Consider the following 23,209-nt stretch of genomic DNA (forward strand, 5'->3'; position numbering starts at 1 on the left):
CCTGCGCATTCGCGCCTCGGCATTCGGATACCCCATCGGTTAACCCCGCGGTCCTCCGCGCAAGGTTGCCGGCTGCCATCGGTTCTCCGATGGCCTGTCCGTGGTCGTCCGGTTCGAGTTGTCGCGAACCTTCGCTGACCAGATTCCACAACCTGTTTCTTTGACACGTGACGATTGCGCGCGGCGCTGCCCGCTGCGTCGTCCCTCATTTGGAGTCGGCTTGCGCCAGCGCAGCCGAAACATGCCATGACTCTGTCTCGTAATAAAAAGTCCGCCTTACGCGCGGTGCTTCCATTCGTCTTCCGCCACTGGCGCAATCAGCCGGCGCGGCTCTCCGTGGTTGCCGGTGGCCTGATCGCCGCTGCGGCTGCGGACGTCTTCATGCCGCTGTTCGCCGGAAAGCTGGTGGACTCAATTGCGCGAACCGATCCAGCCGCGGCGCGTCACGGGGCGATGATCGCTTTCGGTGCCATCGTCGCACTCGGTCTTGTGGCGATGATCACCCGTTTCGTCGGCCTGAAGGCGATCATCCCGTTCACGCTGCGCATCATGTCGGATGTAGCGCAGAAAGCCTTCGTGCGAATCCAGCGCTTCTCGACCGACTGGCACGCCAACAGCTTTGCCGGCTCGACCGTGCGTAAGATCACGCGCGGCATGTGGGCGCTCGATCTGCTGAACGACACCATCCTGATGGCGCTGATCCCGTCGCTGGTGGTGCTGCTCGGCTCGACCATCCTTGTCGGCTGGCACTGGCCGGTGCTGGGTGCCGTGATCGCGCTCATGACGGTGATCTATGTCGGCATGACGGTTGCGCTGACCACCAACTACATCGCGCCGGCGGCGCAACTGTCCAACGCGCTCGACACAAAGGTGGGCGGCACGCTGGCCGATGCGCTGACCTGCAACGCGGTGGTGAAGTCGTTCGGTGCGGAAGCCCGGGAGCACGGGCGTCTCGGCGGGGTGCTCGGCAAGTGGCGCCGCCGCGCGACCCGGACATGGTCGCGCTACACCTATGTCGGCACGGCGCAGCATGCCGTGCTGGTGTTGATGAGCGTGACTGTGATCGGCGGCGTGCTGCTGCTGTGGGCCGCGGGCCGTGCGACGCCGGGTGAGGTGGCCTATGTGGTGACGACCTATTTCGTCATTCACGGCTATCTCGGCGATATCGGGCAGCACATCAGCCATCTCCAGCGTTCGGTGAACGATATGGAGGAGCTGGTGGCGATGCACGACGAGGTGATCGGCATTGCCGATGCGCCCGATGCGAGGCCGATCAAGGTCGCCGGCGGCGGCATCGTGTTCGACGATGTGACGTTCCACTATCGCGGACACGACACGCCGCTCTACGACCGGCTTGCGGTCAGCATCAGGCCCGGCGAGCGCGTCGGTCTGGTCGGCCGCTCCGGCTCCGGCAAGACGACCTTCGTCAAGCTGGTGCAGCGGCTGTACGACGCAACTGGCGGCCGCATCCTGATCGACGGTCAGGATGTCGCCAAGGCCACGCAGCAGTCGCTGCGCAGCCAGATCGCCATCGTGCAGCAGGAGCCGACCCTGTTCCATCGCTCGCTCGCGGAAAATATCGCCTACGGGCGGCCGGGCGCGAGCATGGCGCAGATCGAGGACGCGGCGCGTCTTGCCAACGCGCATGACTTCATCATGCGGCTGCCGAAGCGTTACGAGACGCTGGTGGGCGAGCGTGGCGTGAAACTGTCGGGCGGCGAACGTCAGCGTGTGGCGCTGGCGCGGGCCTTCCTTGCGGACGCGCCGATCCTGATCCTGGACGAGGCCACATCAAGCCTCGATTCGGAATCGGAAGCCTTGATTCAGGAGGCGATGGACCGCCTGATCCAGGGCCGCACCGCGATCGTGATCGCGCACCGTCTGTCGACCGTGCGCAGCCTCGACCGGATCCTCGTGTTCGACCGGGGCCGGATCGCTGAAGAAGGGACGCACACATCGCTGGCCAGGCGTCCCGGCGGCATCTACCGCTCGCTGTTCGAGCGGCAGGTGCTCGAACTCGACCGCATGTCGGCGGCGGAGTAAGGCCTTGTCCCACAAGAACGCGAAGCCGGAATCGAGAGTTCCGGCTTCGTCACCCCGCGGCGCAGCCGTCGAACACGCAACGCCTTTCGACGCGGGTGATGTGATCGGCGATCACGCGGGCAGTGTCTTCGGGATGGGTCAGGATCATGAAATGCGCAGCGCCTTCGGTTGTCACGAGCGACGCGCCCTTGATGTAGATGCTCAACAGTTCGTTGGCGCGTTTCACGGCCGGGTGACTTTCCGCGCCCCGCACGACCATGACGGGAATATCGATACCGGCAAGCACCGGCGGGAATAGCTCGAAGGCATAAGCGCTCGCCCAATCGAGAATGTTGACGTGTGTCGTCTCCATTGCATAGGCGCGGACACGGGACGGCCATGACGCGAAGGTGCCGCTGCCGCCGTAGAAGTCGATCATCGATGAAATTGCTTCTTTGTCTCCGCCGCGGAAGGCTGCGAAATAGGCATCGGACATTTCCCGGAACGTGCGGTAGTGCCGGTACTCGCCAATTTCCCGCAGGATGTTGACCGCCGGGGCTTCCATGATCGTCAGGCTTTGCAACGGCACCCTGGCGCGCAGTGCGACGGCGAGCGAAGCAAGGCCGCCAAACGAATGACCAACCAGGTGGACAGGGCCGCCCGCTCGCCGGATGACGGCCTCAATAAGTTCGGCCTCATGAGCGATCGAAGGATTACGTGCGGTGCGGCGCTCGGTGGTTCCGCCATAGCCGAGCAGGCTGGTGGTTATGCACCGAAAACGGCCGTTCAACGCGGAGATTACCGGCCGCCAGGCGGCGCCGGTGCTGCACGAGCCGGGCACGAACACGATGCTCGGGCCGTCGCCGGTTTCGTCATAGTCGAACGCGTCAATGAATGGTTCGGCGATCATCTGCTTGTCCTGACATCGGTTAGCTGAAACGGGCTGCGGCAATGGAGACGCAGCCCGTCCGCATTCAGCGCTTGTTGATGACGATCTCGAGATACTCGCTCGGGACAACCAAGGCGCGGTCGCCGGAGCGGTTGAACTGGGTGATGAGGGCTCTGATGTCACGCTCCAGAGCCGATTGCGCCGTGGCGTCGAGCGCCGCAAATGCCTTGAGCACCGGCCCGTAATAGGTCCTGAAGACGTCCAGCCAGTGATCCTGCGAGCGATAGCGGAAAGTGAAATGCCGCTGCGCGGTCACAATGGATGAGGCGTCGGGCTCGAACATCTCCTGGATTCGCTCCCGCGTGCCCCACAGGGCTGGGGACTTCACACCCGCAGGCGGGGGAACGTGCTTGCCGATGGTCTTGAACAACTGGCCGATGAAGCCGTCGGGCGTCCAGTTGGCAAGGCCGATTTTGCCGCCCGGCTTGCAGACGCGAACCAGTTCGCTCGCGGCGAGGTCATGGTTCGGAGTGAACATCACCCCAAAGGTGGAGACCACCACGTCGAAGCTGTCATCCGAAAATGGCAGCGCTTCGGCATCGGCTTCACGGATCGTGAGATCGAGCCGGTCGGCAGCCGCACGCTCCCGGGCGCGTTCGAGCAGCGCGACCACATAGTCGGTCGAAGTGACATCGCACCAGCGGCGCGCGGCAGCGAGAGACACGTTGCCGTTGCCGGCTGCGACATCCAGCACGGTTTGCCCTGCGCGTATGTCGAGCGCTTCACACAACTGCTCGCCGACGATCTGTAGCGTGGTGCCGACAACGGCGTAATCGCCGGACGACCAGGCTCCTTGCTGGCGGGCCTTGACCGCCGTAAAGTCGATGGGTGCCTTGCTAGCGGTATCGACGGAAGTCAGCATGGTTCTCCTCCGATTGTTCTGGGATAGCCCCGAGAGGGGGGCAAGCATCGGATCCGGCAGTTTCGCCATTTCCTCGACGTACCGTAGCGGCCGCACATGGAGACGAGCGTGGTAGCCGGCGTGGAAAAGCACGTGGAATCGGGTCGCGCCGGCCGCGGTGATTTGTCGCTGCAGGTGCAATTGCTTGGCGCCCTGACGATTTCCCGAAACGGCGCTGCGCTGAAGTTGCCGGCGTCGCGCAAGGTGCGCGCGCTTCTCGCCTATCTGGCGCTGGCTCCGCACGCGGTGCCGCGAAGTCAGCTTTGCGAATTGCTGTGGGACGTTCCGAGCGATCCGCGCGGTGAGCTTCGCTGGTGTCTCAGCAAGCTGCGAAGTGTCGTGGACGAGCCGGATCGGCCGCGCGTTGTGACCGATGGAGATACTGTCGCGTTCGACCTGACGGATTGTCTCATCGACGCGGTCGAGATCGCGCAGGCGACACAAGAGGGACTGGACGCGCTGCCGCCTGAGCGGCTGCGCGCGCTGTCGTCGTTGTGTCACGGAGAATTTCTCGAAGGCTTCGAGATCGATCGCAACCCTGCTTTCAACACCTGGCTCACCGCGCAGCGCCGCCAGTTTCGCAGCCGCCACGCGGCGTTGCTTGAACGGCTCGCCGGAAGCGAAGCTGGCGTTGAGGTGTTCGGATATCTGGAGAAATGGCTGGAGCTCGCGCCGTTCGATCTGCGCGTTCACGAAAATCTCCTCAACGCGTTTGCCCGGCACGGCCGGATTCGTGAGGGTGAAGATCATCTGTCGGCGACGGCACGGCTGTTCGATGCCGAGGGTCTCGATTGCGCGCCGATCCGGGAGGCGTGGCGGGCAACTCGGGCCCATGCGGACGGATCGCCGAAGCCTCAGGTTCATGCGGCTGATCTGTCGATCATCGCGCCGACCGGGACCGACAGCATCATCACGCCTGCCGAGAGTGTCATCACGTCACCTCGCCGAGCCTCCATCGCCGTCATGCCTTTTGTCGAACGGACCGCCGAGGCGTCGATAGCCCCGGGCGGGCCTGCGGGCGGTCTCGCTCATGACCTCATTACGAGACTCGCAAAGCTGCGAAGTCTCTTTGTCATTGCACAGGGCACAGTCTTCGCCCTGAGCGAGCGGCATGTGGGGCCGGAGGAAGCCGGACGCATGCTCAATGTGGATTATGTTGTCAGCGGATCGCTGCAACGTCGGGGCGATCGCCTCACCGTGACCGTCGAACTCGCCGAGACCCGCTCCGCCCGGGTGGTGTGGGCGGAGGTCTTCGATCAGAAGTCAGACGATGCATTCTTCGTCCTCGGTGAAATCGGCGACAGGATCGTTGCGTCCATCGCGAACGAAATCGAGATGATCGAGCGCAACCGCGCGATGCTGAAGCCGCCCAGCTCGCTGGATGCCTGGGAGGCCTATCACCGTGGCCTGTGGCACATGTATCGATTCAACAAGGCCGACAACGAGCGCGCGCAACAGTTTTTCCAGACCGCAGTGCATCTCGATCCCACCTTCTCGCGGGCGTATGGCGGTCTGTCCTTCACCCATTTCCAGAACGCTTTTCAGGGATGGACCAGGCGCGAGCCGGAGGTCGAGCGTGCCTTCGATGCCGCCGGTCAAAGCCTGATGGCCGACGACCGCGATCCCGGCGCGCACTGGGCCATGGGCCGGGCCCTGTGGCTGCGCGGCCATCAGGATCAGTCGCTCGTCGAACTGGAGCAGGCGATCGACCTCAGTCCGAATTTTGCGCTCGGGCACTACACGCTCGCGTTCGTTCATTCGCAGGGAGGCGATCCGCGGGCTGCCGTGCGGTTCTCCGACCATTCGCGTCACCTGAGCCCGTTCGATCCGCTACTGTTCGGCATGCTCGGCGCCCGCGCGATGGCGCTTGTGAGGCTAAAGCAGTTTGATGAGGCTGCGGAGTGGGGCCTCAAGGCCGCAGCCCGTCCCAATGCCCACGCGCATATTCTGGCGATAGCCGCTTATTGTCTGGCGCTGGCAGGCCGCCTTGAAGAGGCACGTGCTCAAATGGCGGCGATCCGCAAACGACTTCCCGGATATCGTGTCGATGATTTTCTGACCGCCATGCAGTTCGCGCCGGAGAGCGCCGAGTTGTTCCGGCAAGGGGCGCGGCGCATCGGCTGATCCGGGCGCCGAATGACTAACGCAGGTTGACCGTTTTGCGGCTGATCGCGTCGCGGTCCTGAAAATCGTCGCCGTCGTTCAATGAAGGAACAAGATGCGGCGCCATCGTGTAAACGGCGTAGCCGCTTCTCGTTCGTTTGGCCTGATAGAGCGCCTGATCGGCGCGGGCAAGCAATTCGTCCGGTGCGAGCACGTCGTCCGTCAGCAGCGCGATGCCGACGCTGGTGCCGATCTCGATGGTGTAGCCATTGACGCTGTAATAGCTGCCGATGTCCTCGACGATGCGGGAGGCCAGTCCGGTGGCTTGTTCTCGCTCGGCGACGCCGGTCTGCACCAGCACGAACTCGTCGCCGCCCAGCCGCACCAGCAGGTCGCTTGCCCGGGTCAGGCGGGTCAGCCGCCGCGCGACTTCCCGCAGAATCGCGTCGCCTGCGGGATGGCCGTAAAGATCGTTCGCCGCCTTGAAGCGGTCGAGGTCGAGGCTGTGTACCGCAAGGCCGTGGCCGTTGCGCTGTGCATCGGCGATGACGGTTTCCAGATTTTCGTCGAGGCCGAGCCGGTTCGCCAGACCGGTCAGTGCGTCTTGCTGCGCGAGGCCCGCGAACTTTCGCTTGAGGGTCAGTTGGCTGACCGCCGTCGCATAGGCATGTTTGACGATGTCGAACGCGCCGAACAGGAACATGAGCGTGATGAGCCCGAGGCAGACGTAGATCAGTCCGCCATTCAGGATGCAGGCGATGCTCGGCGGAACGGCGACGATCAGGACGTTGAGCAGCGCCAGCCGCGGGCGATAGGCGACGCGTGTCACTGTGCCCGCGGCATAGGTGGAGATCACTCCGCTGATCAGCATATGAACCGTCGGGTCGGGGAGCATGAAGCAACGGACGCCAATCGCGCTGACGGTCGCTGCGGTCGCAATGCTGCGGATCGCGAACCGGCGTTCCCAGATCATGGCTGCGTCGCGGGAAAGCGGCCTTCCGGTGGCGGCGCGATGATAGCGGCGGATCATCCAGATGCGTTCGATTGAAATAACAATAGCGATCAGCGTCAGCGCCAGAACGTAGGGGTCGCCCGTTTGCGCGAAGATGGCCGCGCCGATCACGCACTGGCTCAGCAGGAAGACGACAATCGACGGCGTCGCGCTGAAGAGATCGGCGATGATCTCGACATAGATGCCCTCCGGGAGCCGGTGAGGGCGGAGCAGTTGCAACGGTGAAATGGCCATCGGATGCAATTCTTCCTGCAAGCCCCCTATCGAGGCCTATCCTCGTACTTAGCGGCCCCCGGTAAAGTGAAGGGTCAGCGGAAGGCTCAAAATTGAGGGAACTGGAACCTGTTTGCAGGTCATGGAAGGAAATCCCAAGCGGAACACGGGCCAAGCCATGCATCCGGCACCCGTGGGGTGAGCCCCTGGAGCAGCACCGAATGTGAAGCGCTTCACACGGAAAATGTGGTTTCGTAGCCATGTTGGGCAGGTGATTGCATTCAGCGCGATGCCCGACGGCGCAATTTCTGTCTCCGCAGCAACAGATTCGTGCTTAGGTTCCCGCAATAAGGCCGCTTGCTGCTTTCAATCTTGAAATTGTAATTGCCGCTCCCTGATGATCTCGGATCGGGAGCAAGGAGCCATTGTCATGAACAGGGTGAGCAGAGCGCTTCGCTGTCTGGCCGGCGCTATCTTCGTCAGTGCAATTTATGCGAGCTCCGTTGCCGCGCAGCCGATCGGCGCGGGTTGCGTGCTGGATCAGGCGGCATTTGCCGGGCGGCAGGTCCTGCGCTGCGAGGGCGGTCTGACCATTACCGTCGAGAGCGGTGCTCAGTACTCGCTCGCCGATCGCGACGGGAACGGGAAAGCCGACACGGCTCGTCTGAGCAGCAGGGCGTTGCTGCTGGACGCGCCCAAGGGCAGTCTCGGCAAGGCGGGCTTCCAGGTCACGACACCGCAAGCTATCGCCGCGGTGCGCGGCACGAAGTGGGCGGTGGATGCAGACGGAAGCAAGACGTCCGTGTTCGTCGTGCGCGGCCGCGTCGCGGTGCGGCGGCCGGAGTCGGGGCGTGCCGTGGTGCTCGGCGCCGGTGATGGTGTCGACGTGGAGGCCGGCACCGGTCCGCTGACCGTCAAGCGCTGGGCGCCCGCGCGTGTTCAGGCCCTCATGGCGCGCTTCGGACAATAAACGCCGATGAAGCGACTGCGACTCCCGACCTTGGCGGCGCTCGCTCTCGCGGGTTTGTGGGGACTCGGGCTTGGTCTGCTTCATTTGCGCGGCGACGCTTGGTTTCTCGATCGCTTCGAGGCAACGATGACCGATCTCCGCACGCTCGTTCGCGGAAAAACCAGCCCGCCTGATCTCGTGACGATCGTTGCCATCGATGATGACGTCGTGCTCAGCCAGGGCGGTTACCCGCTTCCCCGCGCGGCGCTGGCCAGAATCGTCGAGGGACTCGCACGCTTCAAGCCCAAGGTGATCGTGATCGATCTGCTTCTTGTCGATCCGGGACCGGAAAGCGGCGATCGGGCCCTCGAGCAGGCGCTCGCTCAAAGCCCGAGCGTGATTGCCGCCGCCGCGGTCTTCGCGCAGGGCAAGCAGTGGATCGCGCCCGGTGACGACGGGCCGCTTGCAGGTGTGCCGAGCGCCGACCGGTTCCTGTTGCCGTTGCAGCGCTTCGCCGATCGCGCCGCGGTCGGCGTGGTCAATGTCGCGACCGACCAGAGCGGAACGCCGCGTTTCTTTCCCATGCTGTTCAGGGGTGGCAACCGCATTGAATCATCGCTGCCGCTGCGTGTCGCCGCTGTGGCGGCTGCGGAAAATCCGGGCGTGGAGCCGGATCGCCTGACGCTTGCGGGCAAGTCGATCCCGACGGACATCGGCCACGTTCTCCCGCTGAGCTTCTACGGCCCTCGCGGGACGATCCCGACATTCAGCGCCGCTTCCGTGCTCAACGGACAGATAGACAGCAAGACGATCCGCGACCGGGTTGTGGTGATCGGCGCAACCGTCACCGGCGGCGGCGACGTGTTCCCGACGCCCTTCGATTCCGTGCTGCCGGGCGTAGAAGTCATTGCAACTGCCATTACGCATTTGATGGCGGGCGATGGGATCGTCCGAGACCGGCGTGTTCGGCTTGCCGATGTCGGCTTTGCGGTCGGGTTGCCCATGATCCTTGTCGGCCTGCTGGCGTGGCGCCGCAGCGTTGTCGCGCTGGTGATGATCGCGGTGGTTTTTCTGGCGTGGCTGGGATTGAACTTCACGGCATTTTCACGCGGCATCTGGCTGAGTGCGGCGCTGCCGATGGCCGCCGCAATTCCGCCGGTCTTACTGTTCGGCGCTGTGCAGCTCTGGCAGGGAAGGCGGCGTGCACAGTATTTCGCAATGAGGAACAGCCTCCTTCAGCAATTCCAGGCTCCCGTCGTGCGCGACTGGCTGACCCGTCACCCCGATTTTCTTTCGGAGCCGGTCCATCAGAACGCAGCCATCGTGTTTATCGATCTGTCCGGCTTCACGGCGCTGAGCGAGACGATGGACGCGGATGAGATCCGCGACCTGCTGAAGTCTTTCCACGCCTTGATCGACAAGGAAGTCGTCGCGACCGGCGGCGTGATTACAAGCTTTATGGGGGATGGCGCGATGATCCTTTTCGGATTGCCTGAACCCGCACCGGATGATGCTGCCAATGCAGCACGGTGCTGCGTCAGTCTCTGCACCGGTACTCAAAAATGGCTTGCGTCGCTGCCGCCGCCGATCGCTGCACGGCTCGGATTCAAGGTCGGAGCGCATTTCGGGATGATCGTTGCATCCCGATTGGGCGGCAGAAGCTATCAGCACATCACGGCGACCGGCGACACCGTCAATGTCGCGAGCCGTTTGATGGAAGTCGCCGCGCGGCAGGGGGCCGAGCTTGCGATGAGTGCGGAGATGCTCCGTGCCGCCGGTGCCAACAATGCGTTGTCAGCGTCAGGTTTTCTCAGCGGACCTCTGGACACGAAAATCAGAGGGCGGTCGGGCTCGCTGACAATCTGGCTCTGGAAAAATTCGCCCGGTGACGACGCCCTGTCCCTGGCCAGTTAACGGGCGCCAAATGGCGAGGGGTCCGGCGTATTCCGCCGAACCCCTCATTCTTGCGCATGATCTTTTTCGGATCATGCGATCGGTATCAGCCGGCCTGTAAGCCGGGTTCTGTAGGGCCTGAATGGTTCGCACCACGCAGACGTGACGGCCATTCCTCTGGGACGCAAGTTACCTTGCGCCTCAAGCAACCTACCCGGACAGCGGGCCTGACATCGCCCCGCGGAGTTATCGCCCGAGAGCGAACTTTCCACTGTGCCGTCCCTATTCGGTTTTGCTCCCGGTGGGGTTTGCCATGCCGTCTCTATTGCTAGAAACGCGGTGCGCTCTTACCGCACCTTTTCACCCTTACCTTCACGGAGTGAAGGCGGTTCGTTCTCTGTGGCACTTTCCCTGGGGTCGCCCCCGCCGGATGTTATCCGGCACCGTATGTCGATGGAGCCCGGACTTTCCTCCCCGGCGACCTTTCGATCCTGCCGGAGCGGCCGTCCAGCCGACTGACAGCGCAGTGATGGGCGCGCCGGCGCAATAGGTCAAGAGGTGAGGAGCGCTTCTTTCGGCATCAGCGCGAGCAGATCGTTCAACGTCGTCAATGTTGAGGTGTCGGCGATGCCGTCGATCCGCTCCGGACGGAAGTGCCGCTGGAAGGCGGCGACCACGTCCATGGTGGCCGCGTCATAGAGTCCGTTCAGCGGAACGCCGTAACCGAAGCTCGCCAGCAGCTTTTGCAGGGCGAGTACATCGTCGCCGGATTGTCCGAGCATGGTCTGCACGCCGCGCACGATCGGCGCAGGTTCGACCCAGAGGCCGACGCCGGAATCCGCCAGCAGCCGCCATGGAAACTTCTCGCCGGGATCTTTCTTGCGGCCCGGCGCGACATCCGAATGTCCGAGGATGCGATGCTTCGGAATATCGCGGCGGATCATGATGCCCTTGCACAGCGCGATCACCGCCGCGATCTGCCGCAATGGAAAATCGGTGTAGCCGAGATCGTGGCCCTGATTGACGATCTCGATGCCGATCGAAAGCGAGTTGATATCGGTCTCGTTGCCCCACGACGATGCGCCAGCATGCCAGGCGCGATCGGACTCGCGCACGCACTGGACGATGTTGCCGTCCTCGAGCACGACATAATGTGCGGAGACTTCGGTGCCCGTCGTACACAGCCGCACGATCGCACTCGCGGCATCGGCCATCCCGGTGTAGTGCAGCACGATCATGTTCGGCGCCAGCACGCCCTTGCGGTCGCCGAAGTTCGGCGATGGCGTGACGGTCGACACGACGGATGAATCGGGCACGAAGTTCAGCATGTCAGCAGGTTCCCCCAGGCAAGTCATCGGGACGCTGACGCTTCGATCCAAATCCAGCAGACTCAAACAATCCTCGCGGCATACAGGGACTCGAAACTGGGCGAGAGAAGGGCGGTAGCGGGCTAGTGGTCCGATTCTGACATTCGCTTCGCGGACTCGCCGCCCGCTGGGCCGCGAATGTCGAATCCACTCCACCCGTCGTGATACGGCAATGCATTTCCGGTGCAATCGGCGCGGGTTCCATGGCCGGTTCTTGCCCCCAGAACATTGTGCATGGCCGGGTTGCTCGCCGACGCCGCGGAAGACACCTTCTTTAAAGGCAATTCTCCGCGTCAACCATTCCTTAACGATAACTGCCGCCAATGAAGGATGGAGAGTCGCGCCGGAACGGTGCGGCTGTGGTCCTTAAATGCGCAAAAAGCCCTGCGAAAAGCTCGATGGCTGGCCAGAAAATCCCATGCGGAACCTCGAATTTAAGGCGCGTCATCGCCAGCGCTTCCGCGTTCAGGTCGATCTGGATGCCGGAAAGGGCCAATCTGGGGCTGTTCGGCCGCGATCTTGCGGACCGGCCCGGATATTCCGGCCGGCATGCGGCCGTCTTTCACCGGCAGGCGTTTGAAATGTCGCCCGACGATGCACCCGTACGTCATGTTCCGGTTCTCGGCCGCGAAGCGGTCGAGGCGCTCGCGCCCCGCGACGGCGGCATTTACGTGGACGGAACGTTCGGAGCGGGCGGCTACAGCCGCGCAATCCTGAAAGTTCCCGGCACCCGCGTGATCGGCATCGATCGCGACCGCACCGCGATTGCCGGCGGCTTCGATCTCGTGGACTCCTCGGCCGGGCGGCTGACGCTGGTCGAGGATCGTTTTTCCAATCTGGCGGACGTCTGCGCGGCGCAGGGCATTACGGCCGTCGATGGCGTCGTCATGGATGTCGGCGTCTCCTCGATGCAACTCGATCAGTCCGAGCGCGGCTTCTCGTTCCGCCTCAACGGCCCGCTCGACATGCGGATGGGCCAGGATGGGCCGACCGCCGCCGATGTGGTCGCGAAGGCGTCCGAAACCGACCTCGCCAATATCATTTATATCTTCGGCGAAGAGCGGCATTCCCGCGCCGTTGCGCGCGCCATCGTCGCGGCGCGGAAAGAAGCGCCGATTACAACGACACGCGCGCTGGCCGACATTGTCTCGCGCGTGGTGCGCTCCAAGCCGAATGAAATTCATCCCGCGACGCGGACGTTCCAGGCGCTGCGCATCTTCGTCAACGAGGAACTGGATGAACTTCACGCGGCGCTGGTGGCGGCGGAGCAGATGCTGAAGCCGGGCGGCAGGCTGGCCGTGGTGTCGTTCCATTCGCTCGAAGACCGCATCGTCAAGAATTTCCTTAACGAGCGCGGCAAGCGCGGCGGCGGTTCGCGGCATCTGCCCGAAATCGATCAGGCGTTGCCGAGCTTTGAAATCCTCACCAAGCGCCCGATCGTGGCGGACGATGAGGAAGTCGCGGACAATCCGCGCGCGCGCTCCGCGAAGCTGCGCGCCGCTGCGCGCACCGATGCGCCTGCGCAATCGGAGACCGCATCATTCGACTGGCCGCAGCTTGCCGACGTGATGAGGGGAGGCTGACATGCGGTTTGTCCACCTTTTTGTCATCTGCGCACTGATCTTCGGCGCGGCCTACGTCTACCGCATCAAGATGGAATCGACGGTGCGGACCGAAAGCGTTCTCCGGCTGCGTGCGGACATCCGCAAGGAGCGCGATTCCATCGCCGCCCTCAAGGCAGAGTGGGCCAAACTGGAATCGCCGAAACGTTTGCAGGAACTCGCCTCGCGTCACCTGTCGCTGCGTTCGATCGAAGCCATACAATATGACTCGCTGAAGAACCTGCCGCCGCGTCCGCCGAGCTTCGTGAGGCCGGGCGATCCCGATCCGATCGGGACCATGATCGAAAGCGTCGATCTGGAAGCGCTTGCCAAGGCCGCGTCGGAAGATGAAACGCTCACCGGCTCGATACCCAAACCGGAGGGCGCGCAGTGACCGAGCAAATCACACCGCCTCCGGAACCCTGGCGGCAACGGCTGATCCGCACGCTGCTTTACGGAAAGAACGTGGACCGCTCGGCCAAGGCGCGTGCGCGCGTCGGCCTTGCGATCATCGCTTTCGCGGCGGTTTACGCGATCATTGCCGGCCGCCTCGTCATGTTCGCGATCGGCGGCGATGGTCACGGCACGCGGCGCACGGCCTCGCAGGACGCCGTCGCCACGGCGCGGCCCGATATCCTTGATCGCAACGGGATGATCCTCGCCACCGACGTCAAGACGCCGTCCCTGTTCGGCGAGCCCCGCCGCATTATCGATAAGGACGAGGCGATCGAGCTTCTCACCGGAACGCTGCCGGACCTCGACGCGGGCGAAGTGCGGGATCGTCTTTCGTCGAAGAAGGGGTTTGTCTGGCTGAAGCGCGAAATTACGCCAACGCAGCAGAAGGAAATCTATCGTCTGGGTCTCCCCGGCGTCGGGTTCCTGCGCGAGAACAAGCGCGTGTATCCAAGCGGCCCCGTGGTGTCGCATCTGATCGGCCATGTGAACATCGACAACCAAGGCATTGCCGGCATCGAGAAGTGGCTGGACAGCAACGGTCTGGCCGACCTGCATCGGGCCGGCTTCGCCACGGACCGGCAACAGGAGCCCGTGCGGCTCGCAGTCGATCTGCGCGTCGAACATGCGCTGCGCGATGAACTGCTCAAGGCCAAGGACAAGTTCAAGGCGAAGGCGGCCGCTGGTCTGGTTTCGAACGTCAATACCGGCGAAATCATCGCGATGGTCTCGGTGCCGGATTACGATCCTAACAATCCGCGTGAAGCCAACGACCCGACCCGCATCAACCGCCTGACCACCGGCGTGTTCGAGATGGGCTCGACGTTCAAGTCGCTTACGCTTGCGATGGCGCTGGATTCCGGCCGCGCCACCGTCAACACGCTCTACGATGCGCGTGCGCCGCTGACCTACGGCAAGTTCAAGATTCATGACACCCACAATCTGGGACGTGCTGTCCCCATGTGGGAGGTCTTCACCGAATCCTCCAACGTCGGCGCGGCGCGTGTCGCGCTGTCGATGGGCGTTGAGGCGCACAAGGCGTTCCTGCGCAAGCTCGGACAGCTCTCGCGGCTTCGCACCGAACTGCCCGAAAGCGCAGAGCCGCTGGTGCCAAAACGCTGGGGAGAGTTGAACACCATCACCATCGCATTCGGACACGGCATGGCCGTGGCGCCGTTGCAGGCCGTGATGGGCATCAACGCGCTGGTCAATGGCGGCTATCTGATCCCGCCGACATTCCTGAAGCGATCACGCGAGGATGCGATGCAACTCGCCAAGCAGGTCGTGAAGCCGGAAACCAGCGCCAGCATGCGCTACATGATGCGGCTGAATGCGGAGCGGGGCACGGCGCGCAAGGCCGACGTCAAAGGCTATTATGTCGGCGGCAAGACAGGCACCTCGGAAAAGGTCGTCAACGGCCGCTATTCCAAGAAGCAGGTGCTGAATTCGTTCACGGCCATCATGCCTGCGGACAATCCGCAATATCAGCTGCTGATCATGCTGGACGAGCCGCAGCCGCTGCCCGAAACCCACGGCTTCATCACCTCGGGCTGGAACACGGTCCCGACCGGCGGCAAGGTCATCGAGCGAATCGCCCCGCTGCTCGGGATGGTGCCGCGGTTCGATTTACCGCCGTCCGACCGCCTTATTCTTGCGGCATCGAAGGAAAGCCGGTAACCGCTCACGGAGTTTTGTGGACGTGCGTATCCCGCAGCGCGGGCGCCGGTTCTGCGGTTAGAATACGCTATGATTCCAAATCCGGGGTGAGATGAAGTTACGCGATCTTTTCAGCGGGGATGCCGTGGTCGGCGCGCAGCATGCCGATGTTGCGGTCGCGGGGATCGCCGTGGACAGCCGCGTGGTGAAGCCCGGCGATGTTTTCTTCGCGCTGGCCGGGACCAGGACCGACGGTGCGCGCTTTATCGATCAGGCGATCGCGTCCGGCGCTGCCGCTGTCGTCAGCGACCGTATTCCGGAGGGCGACGGTCGCGTTGCATTTATTGCCGTGCCGAATCCGCGCCGCGCGCTGGCGCTCGCCGCGGCAAAATTCTATCCGCGTCAGCCCGCGACCATCGCCGCCGTCACCGGCACCAGCGGCAAGACTTCGGTCGCGGTGTTCACCCGGCAGATCTGGCAGCGTCTCGGTTATGCAGCCGCGAGCATCGGGACCATTGGCCTCGTGTCGCCGAAGCACACTGTCTACGGCTCGCTGACCACGCCCGATCCGATCGCGCTGCATCGGTCACTCGACGAGATCGCGGGCGAGGGCGTGACCCATCTGGCATTCGAGGCGTCGTCGCATGGGCTCGACCAGCACCGGCTCGACGGGGTGCGCGTCAGCGCGGGTGGATTCACCAATCTGTCGCGTGACCACATGGATTATCATCCGACTGTCGAGCACTATCTCGCAGCGAAGCTGCGACTGTTCACGGATCTGGTCGTCGATGGCGGCGCGGCGATCATCGCCGCCGATCACGAACATTCGCAGGCGGTGATCGATGCCGCGCGCATCCGCAAGCTGCGGATCATCACGGTCGGACGCAAAGGCGAGGGCATCAGGCTTGTCGATGCGGCTGTCGATGGCTTTGCGCAGAAGCTGACGCTGGAGCATGACGGCAAGCGCACTCAGGTGCGGCTGCCGCTGGTCGGAGAATTCCAGATCGAGAACGCGCTGGTTGCGGCTGGACTTGTGATTGCCACCGGCGGCGATGCGGAGCGTGTGTTCGCGGCGCTTGAGCATCTTCAAGGAGCGCCGGGACGCCTCGAACTGGTCGGCGAGCGCAACGGCGCGCCGGTATTTGTCGACTACGCACACAAGCCCGATGCGCTGGCGAAAGCGCTCGAAGCGCTGCGCCCCTATACAAAACGCAAACTCGTGGTGGTGTTCGGCGCGGGCGGCGACCGCGACGCCGGCAAGCGTCCGCTGATGGGGGCGATCGCCGCTGAGAACGCAGATACTGTCATCATTACCGATGATAATCCCCGATCGGAGAATCCCGCCTCGATCCGGGCCGCCATCGTGGCGGCTGCGAAAGGCGCGAAGGATATCGCCGACCGCAATGAGGCGATCCGCGCCGCCGTCGCAGGCCTGCAACAGGGCGATGCGCTGCTGATCGCGGGCAAGGGTCACGAGACCGGACAGATTGTTGGAGATAAAGTTTTGCCGTTCAGCGATCACGACGCCGCCGCGGCGGCATTGGCGGAGCATGCTGCATGAGTGCGCCCTTGTGGACCAGCACCGCGATGGCGAAGGCGATGCAGGCCTCGACGCGCGGCGCATTGCCCGATGCGATCACCGGCATTTCGATCGACAGCCGCACACTGACGCCGGGCGAGGCTTACTTCGCCATCAAGGGCGACGTGCACGACGGGCACGACTTCGTTGAGGCGGCGCTGAAGAACAGCGCGGGTCTTGCGGTGGTCTCAAAGGCGCATGCGGACAAGTTCGCCGCGGATGCGCGGTTGCTGGTGGTCGAGGACGTGCTCGCCGGGCTGGTGGACCTCGGCCGCGCGGCACGGGCCAGGCTCGGCGGAAAAGTCATCGCGGTGACCGGATCGGTCGGCAAGACCTCGACCAAGGAAGCGTTGCGTGCGGTGCTTGGCGCGCAGGGCGAGACCCATGCATCGGTTGCGTCCTTCAACAATCACTGGGGCGTGCCGCTGACGCTGGCGCGTTGCCCGGCGTCGTCCCGGTTTGCGATCTTCGAGATCGGCATGAACCATGCGGGAGAAATCGAGCCGCTGGTGAAGATGGTGCGCCCGCATGTGGCGATCATCACCACCGTTGAGCCGGTGCATCTGGAATTCTTTTCCGGGATCGAGGCGATTGCCGACGCCAAGGCTGAAATTTTCTTAGGCGTCGAGCCGGGCGGAGCGGTGGTGCTCAACCGCGACAATCCGCAATTTGCGCGCCTGACCAAGAGCGCCCAGGCAGCGAAGATCGAACGTATCGTCTCGTTCGGCAGTGACGAAAAAGCCGATGCGCGGCTGATCGACGTCTCGCTGCATTCCGCATGCTCGGCGGTGCACGCCAGCATTCTTGGCCAGGACATCACTTACAAGATCGGCATGCCGGGACGGCACATGGCGATGAATTCGCTCGCGGTGCTGGCCGCGGCCTCCGTCGCAGGCGCGGACCTTGCGCTGTCGGCGCTGGCGCTGGCGCAGCTCAAGCCCGCCGCCGGGCGCGGCGTGCGCGAGGTGCTGACCCTCACGGAAGGCACCGCCACGCTGATCGATGAAAGCTACAACGCCAATCCGGCTTCGATGCAGGCCGCGATCAACGTCCTCGGTCAGGCCAGTGTCGGTCCGCGCGGGCGGCGCATTGCGGTGCTCGGCGACATGCTGGAACTCGGCGTGACCGGCCCCGATCTGCACCGCGGCCTCAGCGAAGCCATCAAGGCGAATAATATCGATGCCGTATTTTGCTGTGGTCCGCTGATGCTCAATCTCTGGGAGGCCCTTCCTTCCGCCAAGAAGGGCGGCTATGCCGATCATTCCGCTGCTCTCGAACAGCAGGTTGTCGCCGCTGTCGGCGCCGGCGACGCGATTATGGTCAAGGGTTCGCTTGGTTCTCGTATGAAATTGATTGTAACTGCGTTGCAGAAGCGTTTTCCCGAAAAGGCCGCGCTCGACGGCGCCACCCACTAAGGCAATTGGAATGTTTTATTGGCTCACTGAATTGGCCGGCACCATCCCCGGCATCAATGTGTTCCGTTACATCACCTTCCGCACTGGCGGCGCGATGGTCACCGGAGCGCTGTTCGTGTTCATGTTCGGGCCCTGGATTATCGACCAGCTTCGTCTGGCGCAGGGCAAGGGTCAGCCGATCCGTGCAGACGGTCCGCCGACGCACCTGGTGACCAAGAAGGGCACGCCCACCATGGGGGGGCTGATGATCCTGTCGGGACTGATCGTCTCGACACTCCTGTGGGCCAACCTGCGCAATGCGTATGTCTGGATCGTGCTGCTGGTCACGCTCGGCTTCGGCTTTGTCGGTTTCTACGACGACTACCTGAAAGTCTCCAAGCAGACCGACAAGGGATTCTCCGGGCGCTCGCGTCTCGCGGTCGAAGGATTGATCGCGCTGATCGCCTGCACCTGCATCATCTGGTTCGGCCGCGACGCGTCCGTCACGGCTGTATCGATTCCCTTCATCAAGGAATTCCTCCTCAACATTGGCTGGTTCTACGTGATGTTCGGCATGTTCATCATCGTCGGCGCCGGCAACGCGGTGAATCTCACCGACGGTCTCGATGGTCTCGCGATCGTGCCGGTGATGATCGCGGCCGCGAGCTTCGGCATGATCGCCTATCTGGTCGGCAACGCGGTGTTCGCGGAGTATCTGCAAATCCGTTACGTCCCCGGAACCGGCGAACTCGCCGTGCTCTGCGGCGCCGTGCTCGGCGCGGGCCTCGGATTCCTCTGGTTCAATGCACCGCCGGCGTCGATCTTCATGGGCGATACAGGATCGCTCGCCCTCGGCGGCATGCTCGGCGCGATCGCGGTCGCCACGAAGCATGAAATCGTGCTGGCGGTGATCGGCGGGCTGTTCGTGGTCGAGGCGCTGTCCGTCATCGTGCAGGTGGCGTCGTTCAAGCTGACCGGCAAGCGTTTCTTCCGTATGGCGCCGATCCATCATCACTACGAGCAGAAGGGCTGGACCGAACCGCAGATCGTGATCCGGTTCTGGATCGTCTCGGTGATGCTGGCGCTGGCCGGTCTCTCCACGCTCAAGCTGCGGTGAACGCGTGACGCCTGTCACTTCCTTCAAGGGCAAGACGGTTGCCGTGTTCGGCCTCGGAGGGTCCGGGCTTGCGAGTTGTCATGCGTTGAAGGCGGGCGGCGCGGAAGTGATCGCCAGCGACGATACGCCGGCGAAACTCGCGGAAGCGGCGAGGGCCGGTTTCATCACTGCGGATCTGCGGACGGTCTCCTGGGCGAATTTCGCGGCGCTGGTTCTGACGCCGGGCGTGCCTCTGACCCATCCTCAGCCGCACTGGACGGTACTTGCTGCAAAGCAGGCAGGCGTCGAAGTGATCGGCGACATCGAATTGTTTTGTCGCGAACGCAAGCTCCATGCGCCTGACGCGCCGTTCGTCGCCATCACCGGCACCAACGGCAAGTCCACCACCACCGCGCTGGTCGCGCATCTGATGCGCGAAGCTGGTTACGACACCCAGATGGGCGGTAACATCGGCACCGCGATCCTGTCGCTGGAGCCGCCGGCCAAGGGCCGCGTTCATGTGATCGAGATGTCATCATACCAGATCGATCTCACGCCGTCGCTCGATCCAAGCGTTGGCATCCTGCTCAATGTCACCGAAGATCATATCGACCGTCACGGCAGCATCGAACATTACGCCGCAGTGAAGGAGCGGCTGGTGGCGGGCGTGCAGCGGAACGGGACCGCGATCGTCGGTGTCGACGATCACTGGTGCGCGGCGATCGCCGACCGCGTCGCGCAGGCAGGCAGGAATGTCGTCCGCGTGTCGGTGAAGCATCCGGTAGCCGACGGCATCTGCCTCGAAGGCGACACCATTGTTCGCGTTGATAGCGGAGCCCGGTCGCGGATCGCGAGCATCAATGAGATCGGTTCGCTGCGCGGACTGCATAACGCGCAGAACGCGGCGTGTGCGTCGGCCGCGGTGCTGGCGCTCGGCGTCAGTCACGAGATGTTGCAGCAGGGACTGCGCAGCTTTCCGGGCCTTGCGCATCGCATGGAGCAGATCGGGCGCCAGGGCAATGTGCTGTTCGTCAACGACTCCAAGGGCACCAATGCCGACGCCGCGGCGCGTGCATTGTCGTCGTTCAAGGACATTTTCTGGATTGCCGGCGGCAAGCCGAAGACCGGCGGCATCGAGAGCTTGCGCGAATTCTTTCCGCGGATCCGCAAGGCCTATCTGATCGGCGAGGCGGCGCAGGAGTTCGCGGCGACGCTTGGCGATGTGCCGCACGAAATCAGCAAGACCCTTGAGGAAGCGGTGCCGCATGCTGCACGCGATGCGCAAGCGTCTGGTGTCGGAGAGCCGGTTATCCTGCTGTCCCCGGCCTGCGCCTCTTTCGACCAGTTTCCGAATTTCGAGAAGCGGGGCGACCGTTTCCGCGAAGTCGCCAACGCGCTGCCGGGCGGCCTGACGCCTCCCTGAAGCGAGCCTCTTCCATTATCCGTTGCACTTTGACGAGATTTTTTCTCGTATTTGCCCATCCTTAACCCTCCGGAAACCATGATGCGGGAGTAATACCCCGTTAACCGCTCGTGTGGCGGTTCGCAGGTCCGCATCGCTGTGCAGCTAGCTCAATTTGCGGACCGGCGAACCAAGGCCACACGAGAAGTCATATTTATTCAGTGTCCTTCCGAATCCGAAGTTCGCTACGGAACGTGCAGCAGGACTGGCGAACTTCGGATTCGAAAGGACACTGGTACCAGGATGGCGGACGGCCCATGATCTCCCGCGAACAACGCACACCCTTGAGCGAATGGTGGTGGACGGTGGACCGGCTGCTGGTGGCTGCGTTCATCACGCTCATGCTCGGCGGCGTGATCCTGTCGCTGGCCGCGAGTCCGCCGGTGGCGGCGCGCATCGGCCTCGATCCGTTTCACTTCTTCAACCGGCATGTGCTGTTTCTGGTGCCGTCGCTGATCGTGATGCTCGGCGTGTCGTTCCTGTCGCCGCGTCAGGTGCGCCGCACCGCGCTGGTTGTGTTTACGGTCAGCATCCTGCTGGTCGTGGCGACGCTGCTGTTCGGGCCGGAGGTGAAGGGCGCCAAGCGCTGGATCACCATTCTCGGCATCAACATTCAGGCCTCGGAATCCCTGAAGCCCGCTTTCGTCGTTCTCGTGGCGTGGCTGTTCGCCGAATCGGCCAAGCGGCCGGAAATGCCGGCGACGTCGATGGCGCTCGGCTTGCTGCTAATGACAGTCACGCTGCTGGTGCTCGAGCCGGACTTCGGCCAGACCATGCTGATCCTGATGGTGTGGGGCACGCTGTTCTTTATCGCCGGCATGCGGATGATCTGGGTGTTCGGTCTGATGGGCGCGGGCGCGGTCGGATTGTTCGGCGCCTACATGATGGTGCCGCACGTGGCAGGCCGCATCAAACGCTTCATGGACCCTGCATCGGGTGACACGTTCCAGGTCGACACGGCGATGGAAGCCTTCACGCATGGCGGCTGGTTCGGACAGGGGCCGGGCGAGGGGACAGTGAAGCGCATCTTGCCGGACAGCCACACCGACTTCGTGTTCGCCGTGGCGGCCGAGGAATTCGGCATCATCCTGTGCCTCGCGCTGCTGGCGCTGTTCGCCTTCATCGTGATCCGCGCGCTGTCGCGGGCCTATGCAAGTGAGGATATGTTCGCGCGCTTTGCCGCTGCGGGCCTCGCGATCATGTTCGGTATCCAGGCGTCGATCAACATGGCGGTGAACCTGCACCTGATGCCGGCCAAGGGCATGACCCTGCCGTTCATTTCCTATGGCGGCTCGTCGATGATCTCGCTGGCCTACGGCGTCGGCATGTTGCTCGCGCTGACGCGGCAGCGTCCGCGCGTCGAGATGGAATCGATCGGCGCTGCCAACGCCGCGCACGGCTTCGCCTGACGAGGCGGTTATGCCCGACACACCTCTCATTATGCTGGCGGCGGGCGGAACCGGCGGACACCTGTTTCCTGCCGAGGCGCTCGGCGTGGCGCTGATGAAGCGCGGCGCACGCGTGCGGCTGATGACCGACTCCCGCGCGGTGCGTTACGGCGGAATGTTCACCCCCGACATGATGGATGTGGTGCCGAGCGAAACCGTCCGTGGGCGCACGCCGTGGGCGCTCGCGCGCACCGGCGCAATGCTCGCGGCCGGCGGCGCGATGTCGCTCGCGCTGCTGTTGCGGCAGAAGCCGAAAGCCGTGATCGGGTTCGGCGGCTATCCGACACTGCCACCTTTGATTGCGGCAAAACTGCTCGGCATCCCGACGATCATTCACGATTCCAACGCCGTGCTCGGCCGCGCCAATCGCTTGCTGTCGACGCGGGTCAGCGCGATCGCGACATCGCTGCCTGGTGTGCTCGACCGCGATCCGGCGCTGGCCGGAAAAGCGACGGTCACCGGCACGCCGATGCGGCCTGCGATCCTCGCTGCCGCTGCGGTGCCTTACGCTTCGCCGGATACAACGGGGCCGTTGCGTCTGCTCGTTGTCGGCGGCAGTCAGGGCGCGCGCATCATGGCGGACATCGTGCCGCCGGCGATTGAGAAACTTGACCCGGCGCTGTGGCGCAGATTGAGCCTGGTACAGCAGGTGCGCGAGGAAGACATGAGCCGCGTACGCGCGGTCTATAATCGTCTCAAGATCGAAGCCGAACTGGCGCCGTTCTTCGCCGATCTGCCAGCGCGGCTCGCAGCAACGCATCTGGTGATCTCGCGTTCAGGCGCTGGCACTGTCGCCGAACTTGGAGCGATCGGTCGTCCGTCAATTCTGGTGCCGCTCCCCGGCGCAATCGATCAGGATCAATTCGCCAATGCCGGCGTGCTGGAGAAAGCAGGCGGCGCGATCCGGATTCCGCAAAACGAATTCACGCCGGATCGTCTGGCGTCGGAAATCTCCACGCTCGGGGCCGATCCGGCGCGGCTGACCACGATGGCGACCAGCGCGCGTTCGGTCGGACGCCTCGATGCCGCGGAACGGCTCGCCGATCTCGCCGCGAAGATTGCGGGAATTTAGCTCCGCACCCCGTCATTCCGGCGACACTCTCCAATATGA

General features: G+C 63.7%; 17 protein-coding genes and 1 other RNA gene. 13 read left to right on the forward strand and 5 right to left on the reverse strand.

Features of this window, described 5'->3' with window-relative positions; genetic code table 11:
• Positions 1–246: 246 nt before the first annotated feature.
• The gene (locus ACP7AL_RS07370) at positions 247–2,043 is read left to right on the forward strand and encodes an ABC transporter ATP-binding protein (RefSeq protein WP_425990256.1); all 1,797 of its coding nucleotides are present in this window, start codon (positions 247–249) and stop codon (positions 2,041–2,043) included.
• A 49-nt stretch (positions 2,044–2,092) separates the two neighbouring features.
• Here the strand turns inward: ACP7AL_RS07370 and ACP7AL_RS07375 are convergent, their stop codons facing one another.
• Together ACP7AL_RS07375 and ACP7AL_RS07380 are read right to left on the reverse strand one after the other, a co-directional pair.
• Positions 2,093–2,932, reverse strand: a complete 840-nt coding sequence (locus ACP7AL_RS07375; RefSeq protein ID WP_425990258.1) for an alpha/beta fold hydrolase — start codon at positions 2,930–2,932, stop codon at positions 2,093–2,095.
• Positions 2,933–2,996: 64 nt separating this feature from the next.
• Positions 2,997–3,833, reverse strand: a complete 837-nt coding sequence (locus ACP7AL_RS07380; protein WP_425990260.1) for a class I SAM-dependent methyltransferase — start codon at positions 3,831–3,833, stop codon at positions 2,997–2,999.
• 96 nt (positions 3,834–3,929) lie between these two features.
• On the opposite strand from ACP7AL_RS07380, the gene ACP7AL_RS07385 reads away from it, so the two are divergent.
• Positions 3,930–5,996 carry a transcriptional regulator gene (locus tag ACP7AL_RS07385; protein ID WP_425990262.1) on the forward strand — a complete coding sequence of 689 codons (2,067 nt, stop codon included), beginning with the start codon at positions 3,930–3,932 and terminating at the stop codon, positions 5,994–5,996.
• A 16-nt stretch (positions 5,997–6,012) separates the two neighbouring features.
• Here ACP7AL_RS07385 and ACP7AL_RS07390 read toward each other — a convergent pair whose 3' ends face one another.
• Complete coding sequence (locus ACP7AL_RS07390; protein ID WP_425990264.1) at positions 6,013–7,221, reverse strand: diguanylate cyclase domain-containing protein; 1,209 nt, start codon at positions 7,219–7,221, stop codon at positions 6,013–6,015.
• A gap of 409 nt (positions 7,222–7,630) precedes the next feature.
• Between ACP7AL_RS07390 and ACP7AL_RS07395 the strand changes: the two genes are divergently transcribed.
• Positions 7,631–8,170, forward strand: a complete 540-nt coding sequence (locus ACP7AL_RS07395; RefSeq protein WP_425990266.1) for a FecR domain-containing protein — start codon at positions 7,631–7,633, stop codon at positions 8,168–8,170.
• Between the two features lie 6 nt (positions 8,171–8,176).
• On the forward strand, positions 8,177–10,063 hold the full coding sequence (locus ACP7AL_RS07400) for a CHASE2 domain-containing protein (RefSeq protein ID WP_425990268.1): 1,887 nt from the start codon (positions 8,177–8,179) through the stop codon (positions 10,061–10,063).
• 81 nt (positions 10,064–10,144) lie between these two features.
• Here ACP7AL_RS07400 and rnpB read toward each other — a convergent pair.
• Together rnpB and ACP7AL_RS07410 are read right to left on the reverse strand one after the other, a co-directional pair.
• Positions 10,145–10,561: RNase P RNA component class A (gene rnpB / locus ACP7AL_RS07405), an RNA gene on the reverse strand.
• Between the two features lie 32 nt (positions 10,562–10,593).
• Positions 10,594–11,370, reverse strand: coding sequence for an N-acetylmuramoyl-L-alanine amidase (locus ACP7AL_RS07410; protein WP_425990270.1), 777 nt, complete (start codon positions 11,368–11,370; stop codon positions 10,594–10,596).
• 620 nt (positions 11,371–11,990) lie between these two features.
• Between ACP7AL_RS07410 and rsmH the strand changes: the two genes are divergently transcribed.
• The 9 genes from rsmH to murG all read left to right on the forward strand — a co-directional run bounded on the left by rsmH (position 11,991) and on the right by murG (position 23,170).
• Positions 11,991–12,992, forward strand: a complete 1,002-nt coding sequence (gene rsmH, locus ACP7AL_RS07415) for a 16S rRNA (cytosine(1402)-N(4))-methyltransferase RsmH (RefSeq protein WP_425991644.1) — start codon at positions 11,991–11,993, stop codon at positions 12,990–12,992.
• Position 12,993: 1 nt separating this feature from the next.
• Positions 12,994–13,404, forward strand: coding sequence for a cell division protein FtsL (gene ftsL / locus ACP7AL_RS07420; RefSeq protein WP_425990272.1), 411 nt, complete (start codon positions 12,994–12,996; stop codon positions 13,402–13,404).
• The gene (locus ACP7AL_RS07425; RefSeq protein WP_425990274.1) at positions 13,401–15,140 is read left to right on the forward strand and encodes a peptidoglycan D,D-transpeptidase FtsI family protein; all 1,740 of its coding nucleotides are present in this window, start codon (positions 13,401–13,403) and stop codon (positions 15,138–15,140) included. The genes ftsL and ACP7AL_RS07425 overlap by 4 nt, the downstream gene beginning before the upstream one ends.
• Positions 15,141–15,231: 91 nt before the next feature.
• A complete protein-coding gene (locus ACP7AL_RS07430; protein WP_425990277.1) occupies positions 15,232–16,680 on the forward strand; it encodes a UDP-N-acetylmuramoyl-L-alanyl-D-glutamate--2,6-diaminopimelate ligase in 1,449 nt (482 codons plus the stop codon).
• Positions 16,677–18,113, forward strand: coding sequence for a UDP-N-acetylmuramoylalanyl-D-glutamyl-2,6-diaminopimelate--D-alanyl-D-alanine ligase (locus tag ACP7AL_RS07435; RefSeq protein WP_425990279.1), 1,437 nt, complete (start codon positions 16,677–16,679; stop codon positions 18,111–18,113). Before ACP7AL_RS07430 ends, ACP7AL_RS07435 begins: the two co-directional genes overlap by 4 nt.
• A gap of 10 nt (positions 18,114–18,123) precedes the next feature.
• A complete protein-coding gene (gene mraY, locus ACP7AL_RS07440; RefSeq protein WP_425990281.1) occupies positions 18,124–19,209 on the forward strand; it encodes a phospho-N-acetylmuramoyl-pentapeptide-transferase in 1,086 nt (361 codons plus the stop codon).
• Between the two features lie 4 nt (positions 19,210–19,213).
• Entirely contained in the window at positions 19,214–20,611 is a 1,398-nt protein-coding gene (murD, locus tag ACP7AL_RS07445) for a UDP-N-acetylmuramoyl-L-alanine--D-glutamate ligase (RefSeq protein ID WP_425990283.1), read from the forward strand.
• A gap of 296 nt (positions 20,612–20,907) precedes the next feature.
• On the forward strand, positions 20,908–22,059 hold the full coding sequence (gene ftsW, locus ACP7AL_RS07450; RefSeq protein ID WP_006021717.1) for a putative lipid II flippase FtsW: 1,152 nt from the start codon (positions 20,908–20,910) through the stop codon (positions 22,057–22,059).
• 10 nt (positions 22,060–22,069) lie between these two features.
• Complete coding sequence (gene murG / locus ACP7AL_RS07455) at positions 22,070–23,170, forward strand: undecaprenyldiphospho-muramoylpentapeptide beta-N-acetylglucosaminyltransferase (protein ID WP_425990285.1); 1,101 nt, start codon at positions 22,070–22,072, stop codon at positions 23,168–23,170.
• Positions 23,171–23,209: the final 39 nt, after the last annotated feature.

The sequence above is a fragment of the Afipia sp. DC4300-2b1 genome (genome assembly GCF_049895725.1).
In the GTDB taxonomy this organism is placed as follows: domain Bacteria; phylum Pseudomonadota; class Alphaproteobacteria; order Rhizobiales; family Xanthobacteraceae; genus Afipia; species Afipia broomeae.

Coding starts and splice junctions, on each gene's coding strand:
- ACP7AL_RS07370 (WP_425990256.1), top strand. CDS start 247: ATGACTCTGTCTCGTAATAAAAAGTCCGCCTTACGCGCGGTGCTTCCA.
- ACP7AL_RS07375 (WP_425990258.1), bottom strand. CDS start 2,932: ATGATCGCCGAACCATTCATTGACGCGTTCGACTATGACGAAACCGGC.
- ACP7AL_RS07380 (WP_425990260.1), bottom strand. CDS start 3,833: ATGCTGACTTCCGTCGATACCGCTAGCAAGGCACCCATCGACTTTACG.
- ACP7AL_RS07385 (WP_425990262.1), top strand. CDS start 3,930: ATGGAGACGAGCGTGGTAGCCGGCGTGGAAAAGCACGTGGAATCGGGT.
- ACP7AL_RS07390 (WP_425990264.1), bottom strand. CDS start 7,221: ATGGCCATTTCACCGTTGCAACTGCTCCGCCCTCACCGGCTCCCGGAG.
- ACP7AL_RS07395 (WP_425990266.1), top strand. CDS start 7,631: ATGAACAGGGTGAGCAGAGCGCTTCGCTGTCTGGCCGGCGCTATCTTC.
- ACP7AL_RS07400 (WP_425990268.1), top strand. CDS start 8,177: ATGAAGCGACTGCGACTCCCGACCTTGGCGGCGCTCGCTCTCGCGGGT.
- ACP7AL_RS07410 (WP_425990270.1), bottom strand. CDS start 11,370: ATGCTGAACTTCGTGCCCGATTCATCCGTCGTGTCGACCGTCACGCCA.
- rsmH (WP_425991644.1), top strand. CDS start 11,991: ATGTCGCCCGACGATGCACCCGTACGTCATGTTCCGGTTCTCGGCCGC.
- ftsL (WP_425990272.1), top strand. CDS start 12,994: ATGCGGTTTGTCCACCTTTTTGTCATCTGCGCACTGATCTTCGGCGCG.
- ACP7AL_RS07430 (WP_425990277.1), top strand. CDS start 15,232: ATGAAGTTACGCGATCTTTTCAGCGGGGATGCCGTGGTCGGCGCGCAG.
- ACP7AL_RS07435 (WP_425990279.1), top strand. CDS start 16,677: ATGAGTGCGCCCTTGTGGACCAGCACCGCGATGGCGAAGGCGATGCAG.
- mraY (WP_425990281.1), top strand. CDS start 18,124: ATGTTTTATTGGCTCACTGAATTGGCCGGCACCATCCCCGGCATCAAT.
- ftsW (WP_006021717.1), top strand. CDS start 20,908: ATGATCTCCCGCGAACAACGCACACCCTTGAGCGAATGGTGGTGGACG.
- murG (WP_425990285.1), top strand. CDS start 22,070: ATGCCCGACACACCTCTCATTATGCTGGCGGCGGGCGGAACCGGCGGA.